Origin of the sequence: Crossiella sp. S99.2, assembly GCF_023094165.1 — a bacterium.
Taxonomy (GTDB): domain Bacteria; phylum Actinomycetota; class Actinomycetes; order Mycobacteriales; family Pseudonocardiaceae; genus Crossiella.
The window spans coordinates 1-17,213 of record NZ_JALMDK010000027.1; the positions used below are offsets into that span (position 1 = coordinate 1).

Annotated in this window: 26 protein-coding genes; 9 read left to right on the plus strand and 17 right to left on the minus strand. The window is 71.1% G+C overall.

Going from position 1 to position 17,213, the window contains the following annotated elements; translation table 11 throughout:
- The first annotated feature begins 202 nt into the window (after nt 1-202).
- The 4 genes from MZC64_RS46335 (at nt 203) to MZC64_RS46350 (ending at nt 2,686) form a co-directional block, all read left to right on the plus strand.
- Nucleotides 203-583, plus strand: coding sequence for a hypothetical protein (locus MZC64_RS46335; protein ID WP_247766115.1), 381 nt, complete (start codon nt 203-205; stop codon nt 581-583).
- Nucleotides 584-618: 35 nt separating this feature from the next.
- Nucleotides 619-1,092: a thioredoxin-dependent thiol peroxidase gene (bcp, locus tag MZC64_RS46340; protein ID WP_247766113.1), complete on the plus strand. Its 474-nt coding sequence runs from the start codon at nt 619-621 to the stop codon at nt 1,090-1,092.
- 125 nt (nt 1,093-1,217) lie between these two features.
- Nucleotides 1,218-2,135: a hypothetical protein gene (locus tag MZC64_RS46345; RefSeq protein ID WP_247766112.1), complete on the plus strand. Its 918-nt coding sequence runs from the start codon at nt 1,218-1,220 to the stop codon at nt 2,133-2,135.
- Between the two features lie 218 nt (nt 2,136-2,353).
- Nucleotides 2,354-2,686 carry a multidrug efflux SMR transporter gene (locus MZC64_RS46350; protein ID WP_247766111.1) on the plus strand — a complete coding sequence of 111 codons (333 nt, stop codon included), beginning with the start codon at nt 2,354-2,356 and terminating at the stop codon, nt 2,684-2,686.
- Nucleotides 2,687-2,737: 51 nt separating this feature from the next.
- Here the strand turns inward: MZC64_RS46350 and rdgB are convergent, their stop codons facing one another.
- Nucleotides 2,738-3,337, minus strand: a complete 600-nt coding sequence (gene rdgB, locus MZC64_RS46355) for an RdgB/HAM1 family non-canonical purine NTP pyrophosphatase (RefSeq protein ID WP_247766110.1) — start codon at nt 3,335-3,337, stop codon at nt 2,738-2,740.
- Nucleotides 3,334-4,092: a ribonuclease PH gene (gene rph / locus MZC64_RS46360; RefSeq protein ID WP_247766109.1), complete on the minus strand. Its 759-nt coding sequence runs from the start codon at nt 4,090-4,092 to the stop codon at nt 3,334-3,336. The genes rdgB and rph overlap by 4 nt, the downstream gene beginning before the upstream one ends.
- Before the next feature lie 58 nt (nt 4,093-4,150).
- Here rph and MZC64_RS46365 point away from each other — a divergent pair, with 58 nt between their 5' ends.
- Nucleotides 4,151-4,645 (plus strand): DUF2231 domain-containing protein, encoded by a 495-nt coding sequence (locus MZC64_RS46365; protein ID WP_247766108.1) that lies wholly within the window; start codon nt 4,151-4,153, stop codon nt 4,643-4,645.
- A gap of 4 nt (nt 4,646-4,649) precedes the next feature.
- On the opposite strand, the gene MZC64_RS46370 is transcribed toward MZC64_RS46365, so the two are convergent.
- Genes MZC64_RS46370 through MZC64_RS46385 form a run of 4 tightly spaced genes read right to left on the minus strand, consistent with a single transcriptional unit; the run spans nt 4,650 to nt 7,427 of the window.
- On the minus strand, nt 4,650-5,426 hold the full coding sequence (locus MZC64_RS46370) for an MBL fold metallo-hydrolase (protein ID WP_247797804.1): 777 nt from the start codon (nt 5,424-5,426) through the stop codon (nt 4,650-4,652).
- A gap of 4 nt (nt 5,427-5,430) precedes the next feature.
- The gene (murI, locus tag MZC64_RS46375; protein WP_247766106.1) at nt 5,431-6,252 is read right to left on the minus strand and encodes a glutamate racemase; all 822 of its coding nucleotides are present in this window, start codon (nt 6,250-6,252) and stop codon (nt 5,431-5,433) included.
- 7 nt (nt 6,253-6,259) lie between these two features.
- A complete protein-coding gene (locus MZC64_RS46380; protein WP_247766105.1) occupies nt 6,260-6,889 on the minus strand; it encodes a rhomboid family intramembrane serine protease in 630 nt (209 codons plus the stop codon).
- A gap of 10 nt (nt 6,890-6,899) precedes the next feature.
- Nucleotides 6,900-7,427: a helix-turn-helix domain-containing protein gene (locus MZC64_RS46385; protein WP_247766104.1), complete on the minus strand. Its 528-nt coding sequence runs from the start codon at nt 7,425-7,427 to the stop codon at nt 6,900-6,902.
- An 89-nt stretch (nt 7,428-7,516) separates the two neighbouring features.
- On the opposite strand from MZC64_RS46385, the gene MZC64_RS46390 reads away from it, so the two are divergent.
- Entirely contained in the window at nt 7,517-8,257 is a 741-nt protein-coding gene (locus MZC64_RS46390; protein WP_247766103.1) for a DUF899 domain-containing protein, read from the plus strand.
- A gap of 32 nt (nt 8,258-8,289) precedes the next feature.
- Nucleotides 8,290-9,156 (plus strand): SMP-30/gluconolactonase/LRE family protein, encoded by an 867-nt coding sequence (locus MZC64_RS46395; RefSeq protein WP_247766102.1) that lies wholly within the window; start codon nt 8,290-8,292, stop codon nt 9,154-9,156.
- Between the two features lie 16 nt (nt 9,157-9,172).
- Here MZC64_RS46395 and MZC64_RS46400 read toward each other — a convergent pair whose 3' ends face one another.
- The 8 genes from MZC64_RS46400 to clpS form a co-directional block, all read right to left on the minus strand.
- The gene (locus MZC64_RS46400) at nt 9,173-10,123 is read right to left on the minus strand and encodes a cysteine synthase (RefSeq protein ID WP_247766101.1); all 951 of its coding nucleotides are present in this window, start codon (nt 10,121-10,123) and stop codon (nt 9,173-9,175) included.
- Nucleotides 10,116-10,388, minus strand: a complete 273-nt coding sequence (locus MZC64_RS46405) for a MoaD family protein (RefSeq protein WP_185009633.1) — start codon at nt 10,386-10,388, stop codon at nt 10,116-10,118. The genes MZC64_RS46400 and MZC64_RS46405 overlap by 8 nt, the downstream gene beginning before the upstream one ends.
- Nucleotides 10,389-10,453: 65 nt before the next feature.
- Nucleotides 10,454-10,909 carry a M67 family metallopeptidase gene (locus tag MZC64_RS46410; RefSeq protein WP_308301145.1) on the minus strand — a complete coding sequence of 152 codons (456 nt, stop codon included), beginning with the start codon at nt 10,907-10,909 and terminating at the stop codon, nt 10,454-10,456.
- Between the two features lie 34 nt (nt 10,910-10,943).
- Complete coding sequence (locus MZC64_RS46415) at nt 10,944-11,522, minus strand: DUF2017 family protein (RefSeq protein WP_247766099.1); 579 nt, start codon at nt 11,520-11,522, stop codon at nt 10,944-10,946.
- Nucleotides 11,519-11,749 carry an ATP-dependent Clp protease adaptor ClpS gene (locus MZC64_RS46420; protein ID WP_247766098.1) on the minus strand — a complete coding sequence of 77 codons (231 nt, stop codon included), beginning with the start codon at nt 11,747-11,749 and terminating at the stop codon, nt 11,519-11,521. Before MZC64_RS46420 ends, MZC64_RS46415 begins: the two co-directional genes overlap by 4 nt.
- Nucleotides 11,750-11,756: 7 nt before the next feature.
- Nucleotides 11,757-12,782 carry a P1 family peptidase gene (locus MZC64_RS46425; RefSeq protein WP_247766097.1) on the minus strand — a complete coding sequence of 342 codons (1,026 nt, stop codon included), beginning with the start codon at nt 12,780-12,782 and terminating at the stop codon, nt 11,757-11,759.
- Entirely contained in the window at nt 12,779-13,360 is a 582-nt protein-coding gene (locus MZC64_RS46430) for a DUF2017 domain-containing protein (RefSeq protein WP_247766096.1), read from the minus strand. Before MZC64_RS46430 ends, MZC64_RS46425 begins: the two co-directional genes overlap by 4 nt.
- Nucleotides 13,357-13,656 carry an ATP-dependent Clp protease adapter ClpS gene (gene clpS / locus MZC64_RS46435; RefSeq protein ID WP_185009646.1) on the minus strand — a complete coding sequence of 100 codons (300 nt, stop codon included), beginning with the start codon at nt 13,654-13,656 and terminating at the stop codon, nt 13,357-13,359. The genes MZC64_RS46430 and clpS overlap by 4 nt, the downstream gene beginning before the upstream one ends.
- 79 nt (nt 13,657-13,735) lie before the next feature.
- Here clpS and MZC64_RS46440 point away from each other — a divergent pair, with 79 nt between their 5' ends.
- Complete coding sequence (locus MZC64_RS46440; RefSeq protein ID WP_247766095.1) at nt 13,736-15,037, plus strand: nicotinate phosphoribosyltransferase; 1,302 nt, start codon at nt 13,736-13,738, stop codon at nt 15,035-15,037.
- A gap of 12 nt (nt 15,038-15,049) precedes the next feature.
- Nucleotides 15,050-15,619 carry an isochorismatase family protein gene (locus MZC64_RS46445; RefSeq protein WP_247766094.1) on the plus strand — a complete coding sequence of 190 codons (570 nt, stop codon included), beginning with the start codon at nt 15,050-15,052 and terminating at the stop codon, nt 15,617-15,619.
- A gap of 58 nt (nt 15,620-15,677) precedes the next feature.
- Here MZC64_RS46445 and MZC64_RS46450 read toward each other — a convergent pair whose 3' ends face one another.
- From MZC64_RS46450 to MZC64_RS46460, 3 genes are all read right to left on the minus strand, one after another.
- A complete protein-coding gene (locus tag MZC64_RS46450) occupies nt 15,678-16,340 on the minus strand; it encodes a hypothetical protein (protein ID WP_247766093.1) in 663 nt (220 codons plus the stop codon).
- Between the two features lie 222 nt (nt 16,341-16,562).
- Nucleotides 16,563-16,847 (minus strand): hypothetical protein, encoded by a 285-nt coding sequence (locus MZC64_RS46455; protein ID WP_247766092.1) that lies wholly within the window; start codon nt 16,845-16,847, stop codon nt 16,563-16,565.
- Between the two features lie 95 nt (nt 16,848-16,942).
- On the minus strand, nt 16,943-17,213 hold a 271-nt coding region (locus MZC64_RS46460; protein WP_247797805.1), incomplete at its 5' end, for a hypothetical protein.

A 17,213-nucleotide genomic window follows, 5' to 3' on the forward strand; every position in this document is an offset into this window, starting at 1 on the left:
CGGATCGGGAAGGTCATCGTGCTTCCTGACCTCAGACGATGCAACGACCCCTAGAAACCACCGAACGGCCAACACGCGGGGGTGGGTTGACAGGTGGGGCGGGGGGTCGTTTTATAACGGTGTCATGTAACACTGTCATGGAACGGGTGGCGGGATGCAGGGGTTGCAGCTGTCGGCGGCGGGTCAGTACGTCGGTGGGGTGATGTTGCTGAGCATCGTCACCATTGAGTTCGGGGGGTGGTTCCTGACCAGGGTGGTTACTGGGCGGGTGCCGATGACGGAGTTCCAGCGGGCGTTTGCCAGGGCGGGGCACGCGCATGCGGGGGTGCTGGTCAGCCTGGGGTTGCTGGGGTTGTTGTTCGCGGAGGCGACCGGGTTGTCCGGGGTGCTGGGGTGGGTGGCCCGGTTGGGGACGCCGGTGGGGGCGATCTTGATTTCGGCGGGGTTCTTCTTCTCCTCGATGGGTGCTGGGCGTACTCGGCCGAACAAACTGGTGTCACTGATCTGGGTGGGGGCACTAGCGCTCGCGGCGGGGGTGGTGACCCTGGGTGTCGGGTTGTTGATCTCGGCTCCGGCCGCCTGATCGGACTGTCGGGGCGATCCTCTAGCGTCGGCGGCATGACCGAGTCCCCCCGCCTCGCCCCCGGCGACCCCGCCCCCGAGTTCACCCTGCCCGACGCCGACGAGAAGCCTGTCTCGCTGACGGATTTCCGTGGGCAGCACGTGATCGTCTACTTCTACCCGGCCGCCGGCACCCCCGGCTGCAGCAAGCAGTCCTGCGATTTCCGGGACAACCTGGCCGAGCTGAACGAGGCCGGCTACACCGTGCTCGGCATCTCCCCCGACAAGCCGGCCAAGCTGGCCAAGGTCCGGGACGAGCAGGAGCTGACCTTCCCGCTGCTGTCTGATCCGGACCGCTCGGTGCTGGCCGTCTGGGGCGCCTTCGGCGAGAAGATGATGTACGGCAAGACCGTCACCGGGGTGATCCGCTCGACCTTCGTGGTGGACCCGGACGGCAAGATCGCCACCGCCCAGTACAACGTGCGCGCCACCGGACACGTGGCCAAGCTCCGCAAGGATCTGCGCGTCTGAGCCCAAACTGAAGATTCTCCCCGCGGTGCAACCGGATCCGCACGGCCTGGCCTACGCCGAACCCAGCTCGAAAGTTGCCTGAGCACTGAGCCAACTTCGTTGCGGGGCAACGGCGTAGACCACTCGTGAGGAACTCCGTGGTGGCGATGGCCAGCGTGTTCGTGGTGTGCGCGGCCGGCCTGCTCTCCATCCACCTGCTCGGCGGACCCGGTCCGGCCGATCCGCCCGCGCCGACCAGCCAGGTCGCGGCGACCAGTGCCGGGCTGACGCCCAGCGCCGCCGACGTGCCCGAGCCGAGCTCCATGGTCGTGCCGGAGCCGGGCAAACCCAAGGGCGACAAGAGGTCCCCTGCTGAGCTGGGCAGTGCGGTGGCCCGTGCGGTGCGGGCCGGCGGCAGTGCCTCCGGGGTCGGCGTGCTGGTGCTGGACACCGGCACCTGGCGGGAGCTGGCCACCTCCGACGCGGACCGCCAGTTCCGGTCGGCCTCGCTGGTGAAGCTGCTGATCGCGATCGACGCCATGCAGTCCGGGCTGTCCAGCAACGCCGAACTGCGCACCATGCTCGCGGCCAGCCACGACGGGATCGCCAGCCAGCTCTGGGTGGAGACCGGCGGCAATGCCATGGTGCAGCGGCAGGCCAGGAAGATCGGCCTGAGCCGGACCGCGCCGCCGCTGGACCCGATGCACTGGGGCGACACCAAGGTCACCGCGCGGGACCTGGGCAAGGTGTACCGGCACGTGCTCACCGAGCTGCCCAAGGCGCAGCGGGAGGTGATCGTCGGCGCGCTGGCCGCGGCGCCACGGGTGGCCGCGGACGGGTTCGACCAGCACTTCGGCATACCCTACGGACTGCCCGAGGTGCAGTGGGCGGTCAAACAGGGCTGGGCCCAGGGCCGGGCCGGGGTCGACCTGCACACCAGCGGGCTGCTGGCCGAACGGTCCAAGGTGGTGGTGCTGCTGAGCACGCACGCGCCGGGCACCGGGTACTCGCGCGCGGCCAAGTCGCTGACCGCGGGCGCGGGCGAGCTGGGTGGCCTGTTCTGAATTGACCACTTTTCCGGTTCTGCTAGCCTTGAGGTATTCACAGGACCAACTGACAGGGTGATATACCGTGCGTGGCGCATTGACGCCGCCCGGCGTCGGCATCTTCGGCGGCTTCGACCAGAGGGTTGTCAGGGTTCATTTCCCAGCTCGTGGTGGTTGACCAGGCACGCCCCTGACCAGGGGATTCGCCTTCACTTCACCCCTACCTGGGAATTGTCATGCTCAAATGGGCTTTGCTCGCGCTTGCCATTGTTTTCGAAGTCTTCGCCACGCTGATGCTCAAATACTCCAACGGCTTCACCCGGTTGTGGCCCACCGTCGGCCTGGTGTGCGGCTACGCGCTGGCCTTCTACCTGGAGGCGCAGGTGATCCGGCTCGGCGTGCCGGTCGCGGTCACCTACGCGATCTGGGCCGGGGGCGGGATCGTGCTGGTCGCGGTGGCCGGGAAGGTGCTGTTCGCGGACGCGGTGAACGGGCTCACGCTGGCCGGGATCGGCCTGATCGTGGCGGGGGTGCTGGTGGTTCAGGTGTCGACCAGCCTCGCGCACTAGCGAGCGGGGCGGCGGGGGCCAGGCAGCGCTCGCCCCCGCCGTCCTGCCTGCTCAGCCCAGTGCGCGCAGGTGCGGTACCAGCAGCCGGATCGCCCGGCCGCGGTGCGAGTCGGCGTCCTTCTCCGCAGGCGTCAGCTCCGCCGAGGTCCGGGTCTCACCCTCGGGCACGAAGATCGGGTCGTAGCCGAAGCCGTTGGTCCCGAGCTGGGCGCGCAGCAGCGTGCCCCGCCATTCCCCGCGCAGCACCACCGGTTCCGCGCCGGGCACGGCCAGCGCGAGGGCGCAGACGAAGGCCGCGCCGCGGCGCTCGTCCGGCACGTCGCCGAGCTGGCCCAGCACCAGTTCCAGGTTGGCCAGGTCGTCGCCGTGTTTGCCGGACCAGCGCGCGGAGAGCACGCCGGGCATGCCGTTGAGCGCGTCCACCGCCAGGCCCGAATCGTCCGCGATGGACGGCAGGCCGGTGGCGGCGGCCGCGTCCACGGCCTTGGCGACGGCGTTCTCCTCGAAGGTCGCGCCGGTCTCGGGGGCCTCCGGGAAGTCCGGGACCTCGTCCAGGCCGACGATCTCGATGCCGTCGAGCTGCTCGGCGGCCACGATCCGGCGCAGTTCGGCCAGCTTCTTGGCGTTGCGGCTGGCCAGCAGGACCCTCATGCCTTCTTGCCCTCCGGCAGCGTGCCCGGGTACGGCAGCTCCAGCGCCTCGGCCTGCAGGCGGCACAGGTCGGCCACGCCGGCCAGGGCCAGGTCGAGCATCTTGTCCAGGGTGGAGCGGGCGAAGGTGGCGCCCTCGCCGGTGCCCTGCACCTCGACCAGGGTGCCCGCGTCGGTGGCCACCACGTTCATGTCGACCTCGGCGCGGGAGTCCTCCTCATACGGCAGGTCCAGCCGCACCCTGCCGTCCACCACACCCACGCTGACCGCGGCGATCTGGCAGGACAGCGGCTTCGGGTCGGCCAGCTTGCCCGCCGCGCCCAGCCAGGTGATCGCGTCGGCCAGCGCCACGTAGGCGCCGGTGATCGCGGCGGTGCGGGTGCCGCCGTCGGCCTGGATGACATCGCAGTCGATCACGATGGTGTTCTCGCCCAGCGCGGACAGGTCGATGCAGGTGCGCAGCGAGCGGCCGATCAGCCTGCTGATCTCGTGCGTGCGCCCGCCGACCCTGCCCTTGATGGACTCCCGGTCGCTGCGGCTGTGCGTTGCCGAGGGCAGCATCGCGTACTCGGCGGTCACCCAGCCCAGTCCGGACCCGGAGCGCCACCGCGGCACCCCCTCGGACACGCTGGCCGCGCAGAGCACGCGGGTTTTGCCGAACTCCACCAGCACCGAGCCAGCTGGCCAGTCCTGGTAACCCCGGGTGATCTTGATGTCCCGCAGGGTCTCGTCGCTTCTGCCGTCGATGCGCACCACGGGGCTAGCCTAGCTACCTTGGTGAACCGGCCTGGACAGCACGCCGTATGGAGTGGACATGGATCTGACGACCGTCGACGGCCTGCCGCTGCACCCGCTGATCGTGCACGCCGTGGTGATCCTGCTGCCGCTGGCCGCGCTGTGCGCGCTGCTGATCGCGATCCGCCCGGTCTGGCGGCGCCGGTTCGGCTGGCCGGTGCTGGCGCTGACCGTGGCCGGGGTGGTCGCGGTGCCGGTGGCCCAGGTCAGCGGCGAGCAGTTGCAGGCCGCGCTGGGGGTGGCCAATCCGTTGATCCAGCGGCATGCCGATCTCGGCACCCAGTTGCTGCCGTACGCGCTGGCCTTCGGGGTGCTGCTGGTCGCCTTCCTGGTGGCAGGCAGGCTGGCGGACCGGGAAAGCGCGGCGGGCACGGCGCCCGCGACCTGGCGGCGGGTGGCGGTGGCGGCCGCCGTGCTGGTCGCCGCGGCCGGGGTCGCGAGCACCGTGCAGGTGGTGCGGATCGGGCACAGTGGCGCGACCGCGGTGTGGAACGGGGTGGGGACGAACCGTTGAGGGCTCAGCCGACCTGATAGGTGGCGCCGGGGAAGGCGAGGTCGACCTCGCCGGGGAAGGCCGAGCGGGCCTCGGTGGCCATCTGCTGGCGGTCCGCCCACGGTGGCACGTGCGTGACCACCAGCCTGCGCACCCCGGCCACCGCCGCCAACTGCCCGGCCTCCAGTCCGGACAGGTGCAGGTCGGGTGGGTGCGCCTCGGGCTCGTGCGGCCAGCATGCCTCGGCCAGCAGCAGATCGGCTGACTCGGCCAGCTTGCGCAGTGCCTCGCACGGGCCGGAGTCGCCGGTGTAGGCCAGCGTGCGGCCGTCGGCGGTGAGCCGGAAACCGAAGGCCTCACAGGGATGCGCGACCTGTTCCACGGTCAGCTCGAACGGTCCGATGTGGACAGTGCCGGGGGTGAGCCGGTGGAATTCGTAGACATCGCTGAGGTCGGTCTCGCCGCGTTCGGCCTCACTCGGCGCGTACGCCGCGGCCAGCCGGGTGGCCGCCTCGCTCGGCGCGTACACCGGCAGCCGCCGGGCCCTGGTGTCATAGGGCGGATCCGGGTGGTACCGGCGCAGCACGGTGAGCGCGGAGAAGTCCGCGCAGTGGTCCGGGTGCAGGTGGGACAGCACCAGCGCGTCCAGGCCGAACGGATCGCCATGCCGCTGGAGCGCTCCCAGCACCCCGTTGCCAAGATCCAGGAGCAGACGGAACCCGTCGGCCTCCACCAGGTATCCGGAAGCCGGCGAGTCAGCGCTGGGCAGGCTGCCGGAACAGCCGAGAACGGTCAGTAGCACCGGATCAGCCTGGCATGGCAGACGATCTCGGAACAGCGCCCGTCATGACGGTACCCAGCTGCGGACCGAGGAAGCGGCGGGCCAGTTTCGCGAACGGCTCGGCCGGGCCGGTGGCGGCGAAGGAATGCTCGACCTCGGCGCCGTCGTCCGGGCGCAGCAGATCGGACTCGGTGAGCACCCGGACCACGTCCTTGGCGGTCTCCTCGGCGCTGGAGACCAGGGTCACCGAGTCGCCCATGGCCAGCTGGATCACACCGGTGAGCAGCGGGTAGTGCGTGCAGCCGAGCACCAGGGTGTCCACCTCGGCCCGCTGCAACGGTTCCAGGTAGGACTGGGCCAGCCCGAGCACCTGGCGGCCGGAGGTGATGCCGCGCTCCACGAAGTCCACGAACCGCGGGCAGGCCACGCTGGTCACGCTGATGTCCGGGGCTGCGGCGAAGGCGTCCTCGTAGGCGCGGGAGGTGACAGTGGCCTTGGTGCCGATCACGCCGATCCGGCCGGTGCGGGTGGTGGCCACCGCGCGGCGCACCGCGGGCCGCAGCACCTCGATCACCGGGATGTCGTAGCGCTCGCGGGCATCGTGCAGACAAGCCGCTGTGGCCGTGTTGCACGCGATGACCAGCAGCTTCACCCCGCTCTCCACCAGCGAGTCGGTGATGGCCAGCGAATGCTCGCGCACTTCGGCGATGGTCAGCGGACCGTAGGGCCCGTTCCCGGTGTCGCCGACGTAGCGCAGGCGCTCGGCGGGCAGCTGGTCCAGCATCGCGCGGGCCACGGTCAGCCCGCCGACGCCGGAGTCGAAGATCCCGATGGGCGCGGTGCTCACGCCCCGATCATGCCAGGCCGCTCCCGGCGGGCCGCCGGCTCGCCCGTCCGGACAGCCAGCCCGCGACCACCCCGGCCACCGCTCCGAAGAGGTGCCCCTGCCAGGACACCCCCGGCGTGCCCGGCAGCACGCCCCAGAGCAGGTAGCCGTAGAAGAAGAACAGCACCACGGCCAGCAGGATGGGCAGCGCCCGGCGCACGAAGATGCCGCGCACCAGCAGGAAGGTCAGCCAGCCGAAGATCAGCCCGGACGCGCCGAGGTGGATCGAGCCGGACTCCCCGGTCAGCCAGGTGCCCAGCCCGCCCACAATCCAGATGGTGGCGGTGACCACGACGAACTGCCGGAGCCCGCCGGCGAAGCAGAGGAAGCCGAGCACCAGCAACGGCACCGTGTTCGCGGCCAGGTGATCCCAGCCCAGGTGCAGCAGCGGGGCCCACAGCACGCCGTCCAGGCCGGACCACTCGCGCGGCACGATGCCGCCGAGGTCCAGCGCGTGCCCGGTGAAGGCGTCGATCAGCTCCAGCAGGTACAGCAGGGCGGCGAAGCCGAGGATGACGATGGCAGCCTGCTTGGGCTGCGCCGGGAAGATCCGGCCGGAGTCATCACGCGGAGGCGTGGGCACGGGTAGCGGCTGCACATCTTCGAGGCTACTGGCGTTTCCCGGGGCTCACCTCGGGGTTGTCCCTGAGTTCGAGCGTGGCGGCGTGCAGCGGGCTCGGATCGCGCGGCGGGCGGCGGCGCGGATCCGCGCCCGGACCGGCCACCGCGACCACCTCGCCCGCCGCGGGTTCGGCGCCGCAGTGCGCGCAGCGGGCGTGCACGTGCACGGGGCCGCCGCAGTCCTCGTGCTCGTAGAGGACCGGCGGGTCCTGCGGCGCGGCCCACCGGTCGCCCCACTCGGTCAGCGCGATGAGCACCGTGCCAAGCTCGCGGCCCTTGTCGGTGAGCACGTACTCCCGGCCGTCCCGGCGTCGCATCAGGCCGTCGGCGACAAATCCGTCCAGCCGCTTGGCCAGGATGTTCGGCGCGACGCCGAGCCTGTGCTCGAAGTCGGAGAACCGGGTCATGTCCGCGAACAGCGCGTTGCGGATGATCAGCAGGCTCCACCGCTCGCCGATGAGTTCCAGCGCGCGGGCCGCCGAGCAGTTCTCACGTTCATAGGTCCGACCGAGCACGGGTCGATCATCCGGCTTTCACTTGCGTGATGCAAGTTTCCACCCTACGGTTGCTTGCATCACGCAAGCCAACGACTCGGGAGGACGTCGTGAACCGACCCCAGGTAGTCACCAGGGACGAATGGCTGACCGCCCGCAAGGCGCTGCTGGCCAAGGAGAAGGAGCTGACCAGGGCCCTGGACGGGCTCAACGCGCAACGGCGGCGGCTGCCGATGACGCGGGTGGCCAAGGACTACCGGTTCACCGGCCCGGACGGCGAGGTCCGGCTGCTGGACCTGTTCGCCGGACACGGCCACCTGGTGTTGCAGCACTTCATGTTCGACCCGTCCTGGGATCAGGGCTGCCCGAGCTGCACCGCGATGGCCGACGACCTCAGCGAGGGCGCCCGCGCGCACCTGGCCACCAGAGACACCGCCTTCGCCGCGGTCTCCCGCGCGCCGTACCCGAAGCTGGCCGCCTACCGGCAGGCCAGGGGCTGGACCTTCCCCTGGTACTCCGCCCACGGCAGCGACTTCAACTACGACTTCGACGTCTCGCTGGACCCGGCGACCGGCCCCAACAGCTACAACTTCCGCGGCGGCGAGGAGTTGGCCGCGGCAGGCGAGGACTGGCTGGTCGACTACGTGGGCGAGCAGCCGGGGGTCAGCGCGTTCCGGCGGGAGGGCGAGGAGGTCTTCCACACCTACGCCACCTACGGCCGCGGGGTGGAGGTGATGATGCACGCCTACCGGCTGCTCGACCTCACCGCGGGTGGCAGGCAGGAGGATTGGGAGGAGCCCAAGGGCCGGGTGCCGGCCCCGCACGAGGCTGACCCCGGTTTCACCAGCTAGCCACCCGGTCCCGGCCGGATAGGCTGCCGCTCATGGCTGATCGACACGCCGAGATCGCGGTGGCCGGGCCCGCCGAGCTGGGCGAGGGCCCCACCTGGGACGCGGGCTCGGAAACCTTGCTGTGGGTGGACATCCTGGGTCGCCGGGTGCACCGGTACGACCCCAGGACCGAGAGCAACGAGTCGCTGGAGGTGCCGCAGCACGTGGGCGCGGCCAAGCCGCGGTCCCAGGGCGGGCTGGTGCTGAACCTGGCCGAGGGCATCGCGTTGCTGGACGCGGACGGGGTCGGGCGGAACTGGCTGGTCTACTGGGCGCGCGAGGGGGTGCGCGGCAACGACGCGGCGGTGGACCCGATGGGGCGGCTGTGGGCCGGCACCATGCGCTACGACACCGCCACCGGCGGCGGCTGGCTGGCCAGGGTCAACGGGGACGGCGCGGCCAAGGTCGTGCTGGACTCGGTGACGATCAGCAACGGGCTGGGCTGGAGCCCGGACGAGAAGCTCATGTACTACGTGGACACCCCGACCAGACGGCTGGACGTCTTCGACTACGACCGGGACAGCGGGGAGATCACCAACCGGCGCACCGTGGCCGAGGTGGACCGGGGTTCGCCGGACGGGCTGTGCGTGGACGCGGCGGGCTGCGTCTGGGTGGCGCTGTGGGACGGCTGGGCGGTGCGCCGCTACACCCCGGACGGGCGGCTGGACGCCGAGTACGAGCTGCCGGTGGCCAACCCGACCGCACCCTGTTTCGGCGGGCCCAGGTTCGAGGATCTGTACGTGACCTCGGCCAGGGTGGGGCTCTCCGATGAGCAGCTGGCGGCGCAGCCGGACGCGGGGGCGTTGTTCGTGCTGCCCGGGGTCGGCTCGGGGCTGCCCAGCGCGGTGTTCACCGGCTGAGCAGCCACTGCCTGGATCAGGCCCAGAGGTGGCCGTCGATGCGTTCGGCGGCCTCTTCCAGGGTGCCGCTGTAGGCGCCGGTGGAGAGGTACTTCCAGCCCGCGTCGGCGATCACGAACACGATGTCGGCCGGGGTGCCCGCCGCCACCGCCTTGTCCGCGGCGGCCAGCGCGGCGTGCAGGATCGCGCCGGTGGAGATGCCGGCGAAGATGCCCTCGGTCTCCAGCAGTTGCCGGGTGCGGCGCAGCGCGTCGTAGGAGCCGACCGAGAACCGGCCGCTGAGCACCGAGGGGTCGTACAGCTCGGGCACGAAGCCCTCGTCCAGGTTGCGCAGGCCGTAGACCAGCTCGCCGTAGCGCGGTTCGGCGGCGATGATCTGCACGTCCGGCTTGTGCTCCCGGAAGTACCGGCCGGCGCCGACCAGGGTGCCGGTGGTGCCGAGGCCGGCCACGAAGTGGGTGATCGTGGGCAGGTCGCGCAGCACCTCGGGCGCGGTGGTCTTGTAGTGCGCGTCCGCGTTGGCCGGGTTGCCGTACTGGTACAGCATCACCCACTCCGGGTTCTTCTGCGCCAGTTCCTTGGCCACCGCGACCGCCTGGTTGGATCCGCCCGCGGCCGGGGAGAACACGATCTGCGCACCGTAGGCGTGCAGCAGCTGCCGCCGTTCGGTGGAGGTGTTCTCCGGCATCACGCAGATCAGCCGGTAGCCCTTGAGCTTGGCCGCCATGGCCAGCGAAATGCCGGTGTTGCCGGAGGTCGGCTCCAGGATCGTCGCGCCGGGGGTGAGGCTGCCGTCCCGCTCGGCCGCCTCGATCATGGCCAGCGCGGGCCGGTCCTTGATCGAGCCAGTCGGGTTGCGGTCCTCCAGCTTCGCCCACAGGCGCACATCCGCTGCCGGGGACAGCCTCGGCAACCCCACCAGCGGGGTGTCGCCGAGGGCGTCCAGCAGCGAGTCGTACCTAGCCACCGGCGACGGCGGGCAGGATGGTGACGTTGTCGCCATCCTTGACCGCGGCTTCCAGGCCACCGGCGAAGCGCACGTCCTCGTCGTTGACGTAGACGTTGACGAACCGGTGCAGGACGCCTTCCTTCACCAGGCGCGTCTTGAACCCGCCGAACTTGCCATCGAGGTGGTCGATGATCTCCGCGAGGGTCGCGCCCTGGGCCTCGACGGACTTCTCGCCACCGGTGTGCGTGCGCAGGATGGTGGGAATCGAGACGGTGACGGCCATTGCTGACAACTCCTTTTAGTCCACTGTGGACACAAAACAGACAGACGGGATCGCGAGCCTGCGGCTCAGCGCGAGTCCGGCACGTCGTCCTTGCCGGTGTTGGCGAACATGTAGGATTCGACGACCTCGACCGGTTCCTCGGTCACCACCCCGTCCACGATCCGGTACGAGCGCAGCTCGTGCACCTCGGGGTCGCGGGTGGAGACCAGCACGTAGTGCGCGTCCGGCTCGGAGGCGAAGGAGATGTCGGTGCGCGAGGGGTAGGCCTCGGTCGCGGTGTGCGAGTGGTAGATGACCACCGGCTCCTCGTCCGCGGCGTCCATCGCCCGCCACACCCGCAGCTGCTCACCGGAGTCGAACCGGTAGAAGGTGGGCGAACGCTCGGCGTTGACCATCTCGATGAAGCGTTCCGGCCGGTCGGACCCGGCTGGGCCGGCGATCACTCCGCACGCCTCGTCCGGGTGGTCCCGGCGGGCGTGGTCGACCATCGCGTCCGCGAGGTCCCGTCGAATCACCAGCACGCCGACCATCCTAAATGACCGTGGGAAGCCCTTCTCAGGATTTGGGAGCAGGCCCAGTACCCGGGACGGTAGCCGGTTGCCCGGCGGCCACCAGGGCGGTGGCGACACCCGGGTGTCCCTCCTGCACCAGCCGGGCCTGCAGGTAGGCGCAGAAGTCGGCGATCAGCCGGTCCCGGCCCCGGTGCACCGGCCGGTAGCGGTTGCGCAGGTAGCACAGCCGCAGGTGGGAGAGCACCGCGATCCAGCGGCCCAGATCCTCGCCGCTCAGGCGCACCGGCACGCCCACGGCCAGTTCGGTGGCCACCCGGTCGGCGGCGTGCAGGATCTCCCGGCGCAGCCACGGCTCGTGGTACTCGCGGAACCGCCCGGCCTCGGGCTCCCGGTCGTAGCCGTCGGGCAGCATGTCGTGCAGGGCCCGGCGACCGGGCAGCCGGGACCGGCGCGGACGGCCCAGCGGCACGCGCGCCGCCTGCCACTGCTTCTCCCTGGCCTGGACCAGCCAGCGCAGCAGGTTGAGGCAGATCTCCAGCTGGAAGACGGCGTGCTCGTCGAGTACCAGCACCACCGTGCCGTCCTCGGCGAACACCGTGGTGCAGTCGTGCACCTCGGTCACGCGGTCACCGCCACAGTGGCCACGACCCCGTAGAAGTGCAGCTGGGCCACCACTCGCTCGGCCTCGTCCACCGAGGTGTAGCAGGCGGCCTCGGCCTTGCCTTCGTTGTGCACCAGCAGCATCAGCCGCACGGCCTCCTCCGGCGCGATCCGGCACACCTCGGCGAGCGCGTAGGCGACCACGCTCATCTGAGTGGCCTTGTCGTCGTGCAGGACAACCGGGAACATGCGCGGACTATAGGAGCGCCGAGGGGAACAGGTCCCGGAAAGCGGGCAATCCGGGGATGCCGGTGGCCGCCAGCACGGCGTGCGTGATCGCCCGGGAGACCACGTCCGCGGCCACCCCGCACAGCTCGTCCAGCGCGGCCGCCCGGCTGGCCTCGCCGAAGACCGCGTCCGCGGCGACCAGGTCGCGCTGGGCGGTGGACAGGGCGAAGAAGGTGTCGCCGTCGAACATGGAGTGCGCCGGGCGGACCGCGCGGGCCAGGCCGTCGTGCGCGACCACGGCCAGGCGGCGGCATTCGGCCTTGCTCAGGGTGGCGTCGGTGGCGATGACGCCGATGGTGGTGTTGAGCTTGCTGGCCGGGAACTCCCGGCTGACCGCGGCGAGTTCACGCTGGTCCGGGGCTCGCAGGCGGAATTCGTCCGGCAGACCGAGCTGGGCGGCCCAGGGCAGGCCGGTGGGGGCGAGCACGTCGCCGTGCGGGTTGGCGGCGACCAGGGCGCCCAGGGTGGTGCCGTCGGGCAGGACCGCGCTGGCCGTGCCCAGGCCGCCCTTGAGCCAGCCCGCCTGGGCGCCGGCGCCCGCGCCGACGGTGCCCTGCTCGACCGGGCCGTCGGTGGCGGCGGCGCAGGCCAGCGCCCCGAACTCGGCGTCCGGGCGGTTGCCCCAGGTGTTGTGCCACAGGTCGAACAGCACCGCGGCCGGGACGATCGGCACCACCTGCTCCGGCCCTGGACCGACCGGGAAGCCCTGGTGGGCGGCTGCCAGGTGCCGCATCACGCCGTCCGCGGCGGCCAGGCCGTAGGCGCTGCCACCGGAGAGGCAGATCGCGTTGACCCGCTGCACCAGGTGCGAGGGGTCCAGCAGGTCGGTCTCCCTGGTGCCGGGGCCGCCGCCGCGCACGTCCACCGCGCCCACCGCGCCGCCGGGGGCCAGCACCACCGTGGTCCCGGTGGCCCAGCCCGCGTCCAGGCGGTGGTGCTGCCCGACCAGCAGGCCGGGCACGTCGGTGAGCGCGTTGCGCGCCCCGGCGATCATTCCTCGTCGTCGCCGGAGAGGGTGGCGATCAGCGTGTCCTGCACCCAGGTCAGCCACTGGTAGACGCCCATGTGCGCGGACCGGGTGTCATCGGTCTCGCCCTCCAGGGGCTCCTCCGGGGTGTCCTCGCTGATGTCCAGCGCGGTGCCAAGGGCCAGCCGGACGTCGTTGATCGCGGACAGCCAGGCCTCGGCCTGCTCCTCGCTCAGCGCGGCCACCCCGCCATCGCGCGGGCAGGTGGTCAGCACCACCTCGGCGACCCCGGTCTTGGCCTCCAGCAGCTGCGGCTCGTAGATCGAGCGCAGCGCGGCGGCCGAGTCGGCGTCGGCCGGCGGCAGGTCGCCGTCCTCGTCACCGCGGTGGAAGTCGGGCAGCAGCCGGGCGACGATGCGGTTGTCCGGCGGGGTGGACGGACCGGTGCGGATGCCGGTGATCAGGGCCAGCTCGTCCTGGGGCGCCTCCTCGGCGCGCTCCTCGAGCATCTCCTTGATCTGGCTGACCATGCCGCGCAACACCGCGGCCTCCTGCTGGGTCAGCTCGGCGACGAGTTGGCCGCCGTCGCGGCGCCAGCCGATCACGTGTCACGCTGCATGGTCGCCCACAGGCCGGCGGCATGCAGTTTGGCCACGTCGGCCTCGCACTTCTCCTTGTCCCCGGAGGACACGATCGCCTTCCCCTTGTGATGCACGTCGAGCATCAGCTTGGTCGCCTTGTCGCGACTGAAACCGAACAGTTTCTGGAGGACATAGGTCACATAGGACATCAGGTTCACCGGGTCGTTCCAGACCACGGTCATCCAGGGCCGGTCAGCGGCGACGGTTTCGTCGCTGGTGGGCTCGACCTCTGTCCTCTCCAGCTCCAGGGGCATGGACATGACTCCATGGTGTCATGAGCCACTGGAGCGGCGCAGCGAAGGAGCCCCGTTCGGGGAGGACGCGGTCTACGGTGATCACATGACGGCCGCGGACCGTGCGGAGAGCACCGCGTTGCTCACCGACCACTACGAACTCACCATGCTCGCCGGAGCACTGCGCGACGGCACCGCCGACCGGCGCTGCGTGTTCGAGCTGTTCGCCCGCCGACTGCCCAACGGGCGCCGGTATGGCGTGGTGGCGGGCATCGGGCGGCTGCTCGACGCGATCGAGAAGTTCCGCTTCAACGACGCCGAGATCCACCGGCTGCGGGCCTCCGGCGTGGTGGACGAGGACACCCTGGGCTGGCTGGCCGACTACCGGTTCAGCGGCGACATCCTCGGCTACCCCGAAGGCGAGCTGTACTTCCCCGGCTCCCCTGTGCTCACCGTCACATCCAGCTTCGGCGAGGGCGTGCTGCTGGAGACGCTCGCGCTGTCCATCCTCAACCACGACTGCGCGGTGGCCTCGGCCGCGGCGCGGATGGTGTCGGCGGCCAACGGGCGCGGACTGATCGAGATGGGCACCCGGCGCACGCACGAGGAGGCCGCGGTGGCCGCGGCCCGGTGCGCCTTCCTGGCCGGGTTCACCGCCACCTCCAACCTGGAGGCCGGTCGGCGCTACGGCATCCCCACCGCCGGGACCTGCGCGCACGCCTTCACCTTGCTGCACGACAGCGAAGAGGACGCCTTCCGCGCCCAGGTCGAGGCGCTGGGGGTGAACACCACCCTGCTGGTGGACACCTACGACATCACCCAGGGCGTGCAGACCGCGGTCGAGGTCGCGGGCAGCGAACTGGGCGCGGTGCGGATCGACTCCGGCGACCTGGGTGTGCTGGCCCGGCAGGCCCGCACTCAGCTGGACGAGCTGGGCGCGCCGGCCACCCGGATCGTGGTCTCCGGCGACCTGGACGAGTACGCCATCGCCGCGCTGCGGGCCGAGCCGGTGGACGCCTACGGGGTGGGCACCTCGCTGGTCACCGGCTCCGGCGCGCCGACCGCGGGCATGGTCTACAAGCTGGTCGAGGTCGAGGGCCGCCCGGTGGCCAAACGCAGCTCGCACAAGGAGTCCAGGGGCGGGCAGAAGGCCGCGCTGCGGCGGCACAAGCCGACCGGCACCGCGACCGAGGAGGTCGTCTACCGGCTGGCCGGCGAGCAGCCGGAACGCCAGGACGGCGATGTCGAGCTGCAGATCCCCCTGGTGCGCGCTGGACAGCGGGCCGCGGACCTGCCCACCCTGGAGGACGGCCGCGAGCGGCTGCGCCAGGCGCTGATCAGCGTGCCGTGGGAAGGCCTGGCGCTGTCCCAGGGCGAATCGGCCATCCGCACCGTGTTCCTGCCGTAGGAGGTCCTGGACATGGCCAACGCGCTGATCATCGTGGACGTGCAGAACGACTTCTGCGAGGGCGGTTCGCTCGCGGTCGCCGGCGGGGCCGCGGTGGCCGCGGCGATCTCCCGGCACGCCCGCGAGCAGGAGTACGACTTCGTGGTGGCGACCAGGGACTACCACATCGATCCCGGGTCGCACTTCAGCGAGACGCCGGACTTCGTGGACTCCTGGCCGGTGCACTGCGTGGCGGGCACCGCGGGCGCGTCCTTCCACCCGGAGCTGGACGTGACCCCGGTGCGGGCGGTGTTCTCCAAGGGCGCCTACGCCGCGGCCTACTCCGGTTTCGAGGGCGCGGGCGCCGGCGGCGAAGCGCTGGCCGGCTGGCTGCGCGAGCGCGGGGTGGACCGGGTGGACGTGGTGGGCATCGCCACCGACCACTGCGTGCGGGCCACCGCGCTGGACGCCCGGCGGGCCGGGCTGGAGACCAGGGTGCTGCTCGACCTGACCGCCGGGGTGGCCCGGCCGACGGTGGAGATCGCACTCAGCCAGCTGGGTGCGGCCGGGGTCGAGCTGATCGGCGAACCGACTGTGGCATAAGGGTTCGGGTGTGCCGTCCCGCTCCCACCCGGGACGGCACACCTGGCCCGCCGCCGGACTACCAGGTCGGCTTGCAGGCGGTGACGCCCACGTTGATCGTGCCGCCGATGTCGCCGTAGCCGTCCTGCGGGTCGAGCACGATGCGCATCGCGGTCAGCGCGATCGCGCCCTGGCCATCGGTCTCGGACTTGTTCACGATGATCTTGGCCACCGGGGGCTTGGTGGAGTTCTTGCCCGGCACCATCACCACGTGGCCCGACGGCACCGGGTTGGGCAGGGTGAACCCGCTGTACCCGCCGAGCTTGAACCCGGCCTGGGTGCCGCCCTCGGTGGACTTGCAGGTCGCCTCGAAGGTCTTCACCCGGATCAGTCGCCTGCCGTATTCGGTCGTGTTGAACAGGTTCAGCTCGAACTTGGTGCCCTTGACCAGGATGTTGGCATCGTTGTTTGGTTCCTTGGTGCAGGTCGTGGCGCCAGCGCCGAAGCTCACGCCCGGGTAGGTCACGCCGGGCGTGGTGCCGGTCGTCTGCCCGTTCATGTCACAGCCAATGATCGGCCCGGAGGTGGACGTGGTCCCGCCCCGCTGCACGTTCACCGAGCCCAGTTCGGCGGTGCCCTGGTCGCCGAGATCCGCGGCATAGGCGGGCGTGAGGCCCGCGCTGAGCGCCATGGCGACCGCCGCGCCCACAACACCGATCCGGAACGCACTTCTCGCGTGCATGCCGTCACCCCTTTTCCTGTGCCCGTGTGAGCCCGGGTGGCCGGTTGTCGGCCACCTGGGTCGCGCCCACGGTTCATTCATCGACAGCGCGTGGTTGATTGGTAGCCACATCGGAAGCCGCCACCCGTTCGAGAAGGTCAAATAACCCAACCGAGGAGTACGGTCCGATGTAGACACTCAGCGTTGCCAACGTCGCAGGTCAGTGACTACGACGTGGTGCGCTCACGCGCTGGCCCGGACGGCGGCCGCCGGGACCCGCAGCCTGCGGCAACCCAGCACCACATACCCACGGACCACCCGGGGCGTGGGCTCCACGCATCCGCTCAGCACCACCTGGCATCCCCCGGCCGGGAACCCGGCCGCGCGGGCCAGCCACAGCGCGTGCTGCCGTGCCCTGGCCAGCGCCTCCCGGCGGTTCTCGCCGAACCCGTTCCCGACGAAGGCCGCGACCAGCGTGCTGGGCCGTCGCGATCGGCTGGTCCGGTGCGTCGGCGCCTGCTTCAGCATCCGATCTCCCTAGCTCACATCCACTTCAGCTGATGCCCGTGACGGCGACTCCGGTGTCGCGGACCGGAGTCGCCGCCCGGGTGTTCAACGCCGGATCAGCGGGTGCAGCTGATCACCACGTTGGCGGTGAAGTAGCCGCCGCCGTGCGCGTAGGTCCGGCTGTAGGTGGTCACGCACTGGCTCTCCACATAGCCCGCCACCGCGGCGGACTGCAGCGCGTAGTCCATCGCCAGCTTGAGGGCCTTCTTGCCCGAGCCGATGGCGGAGCCCTGACCGGTGAAGATCTGGGACTCCAGCGTGCCGACCTCGCTCGCGGCGACCGGGGCGGATTTGAAGGCGGGTGCGGCCTGTGCCGCCACCGGGGCC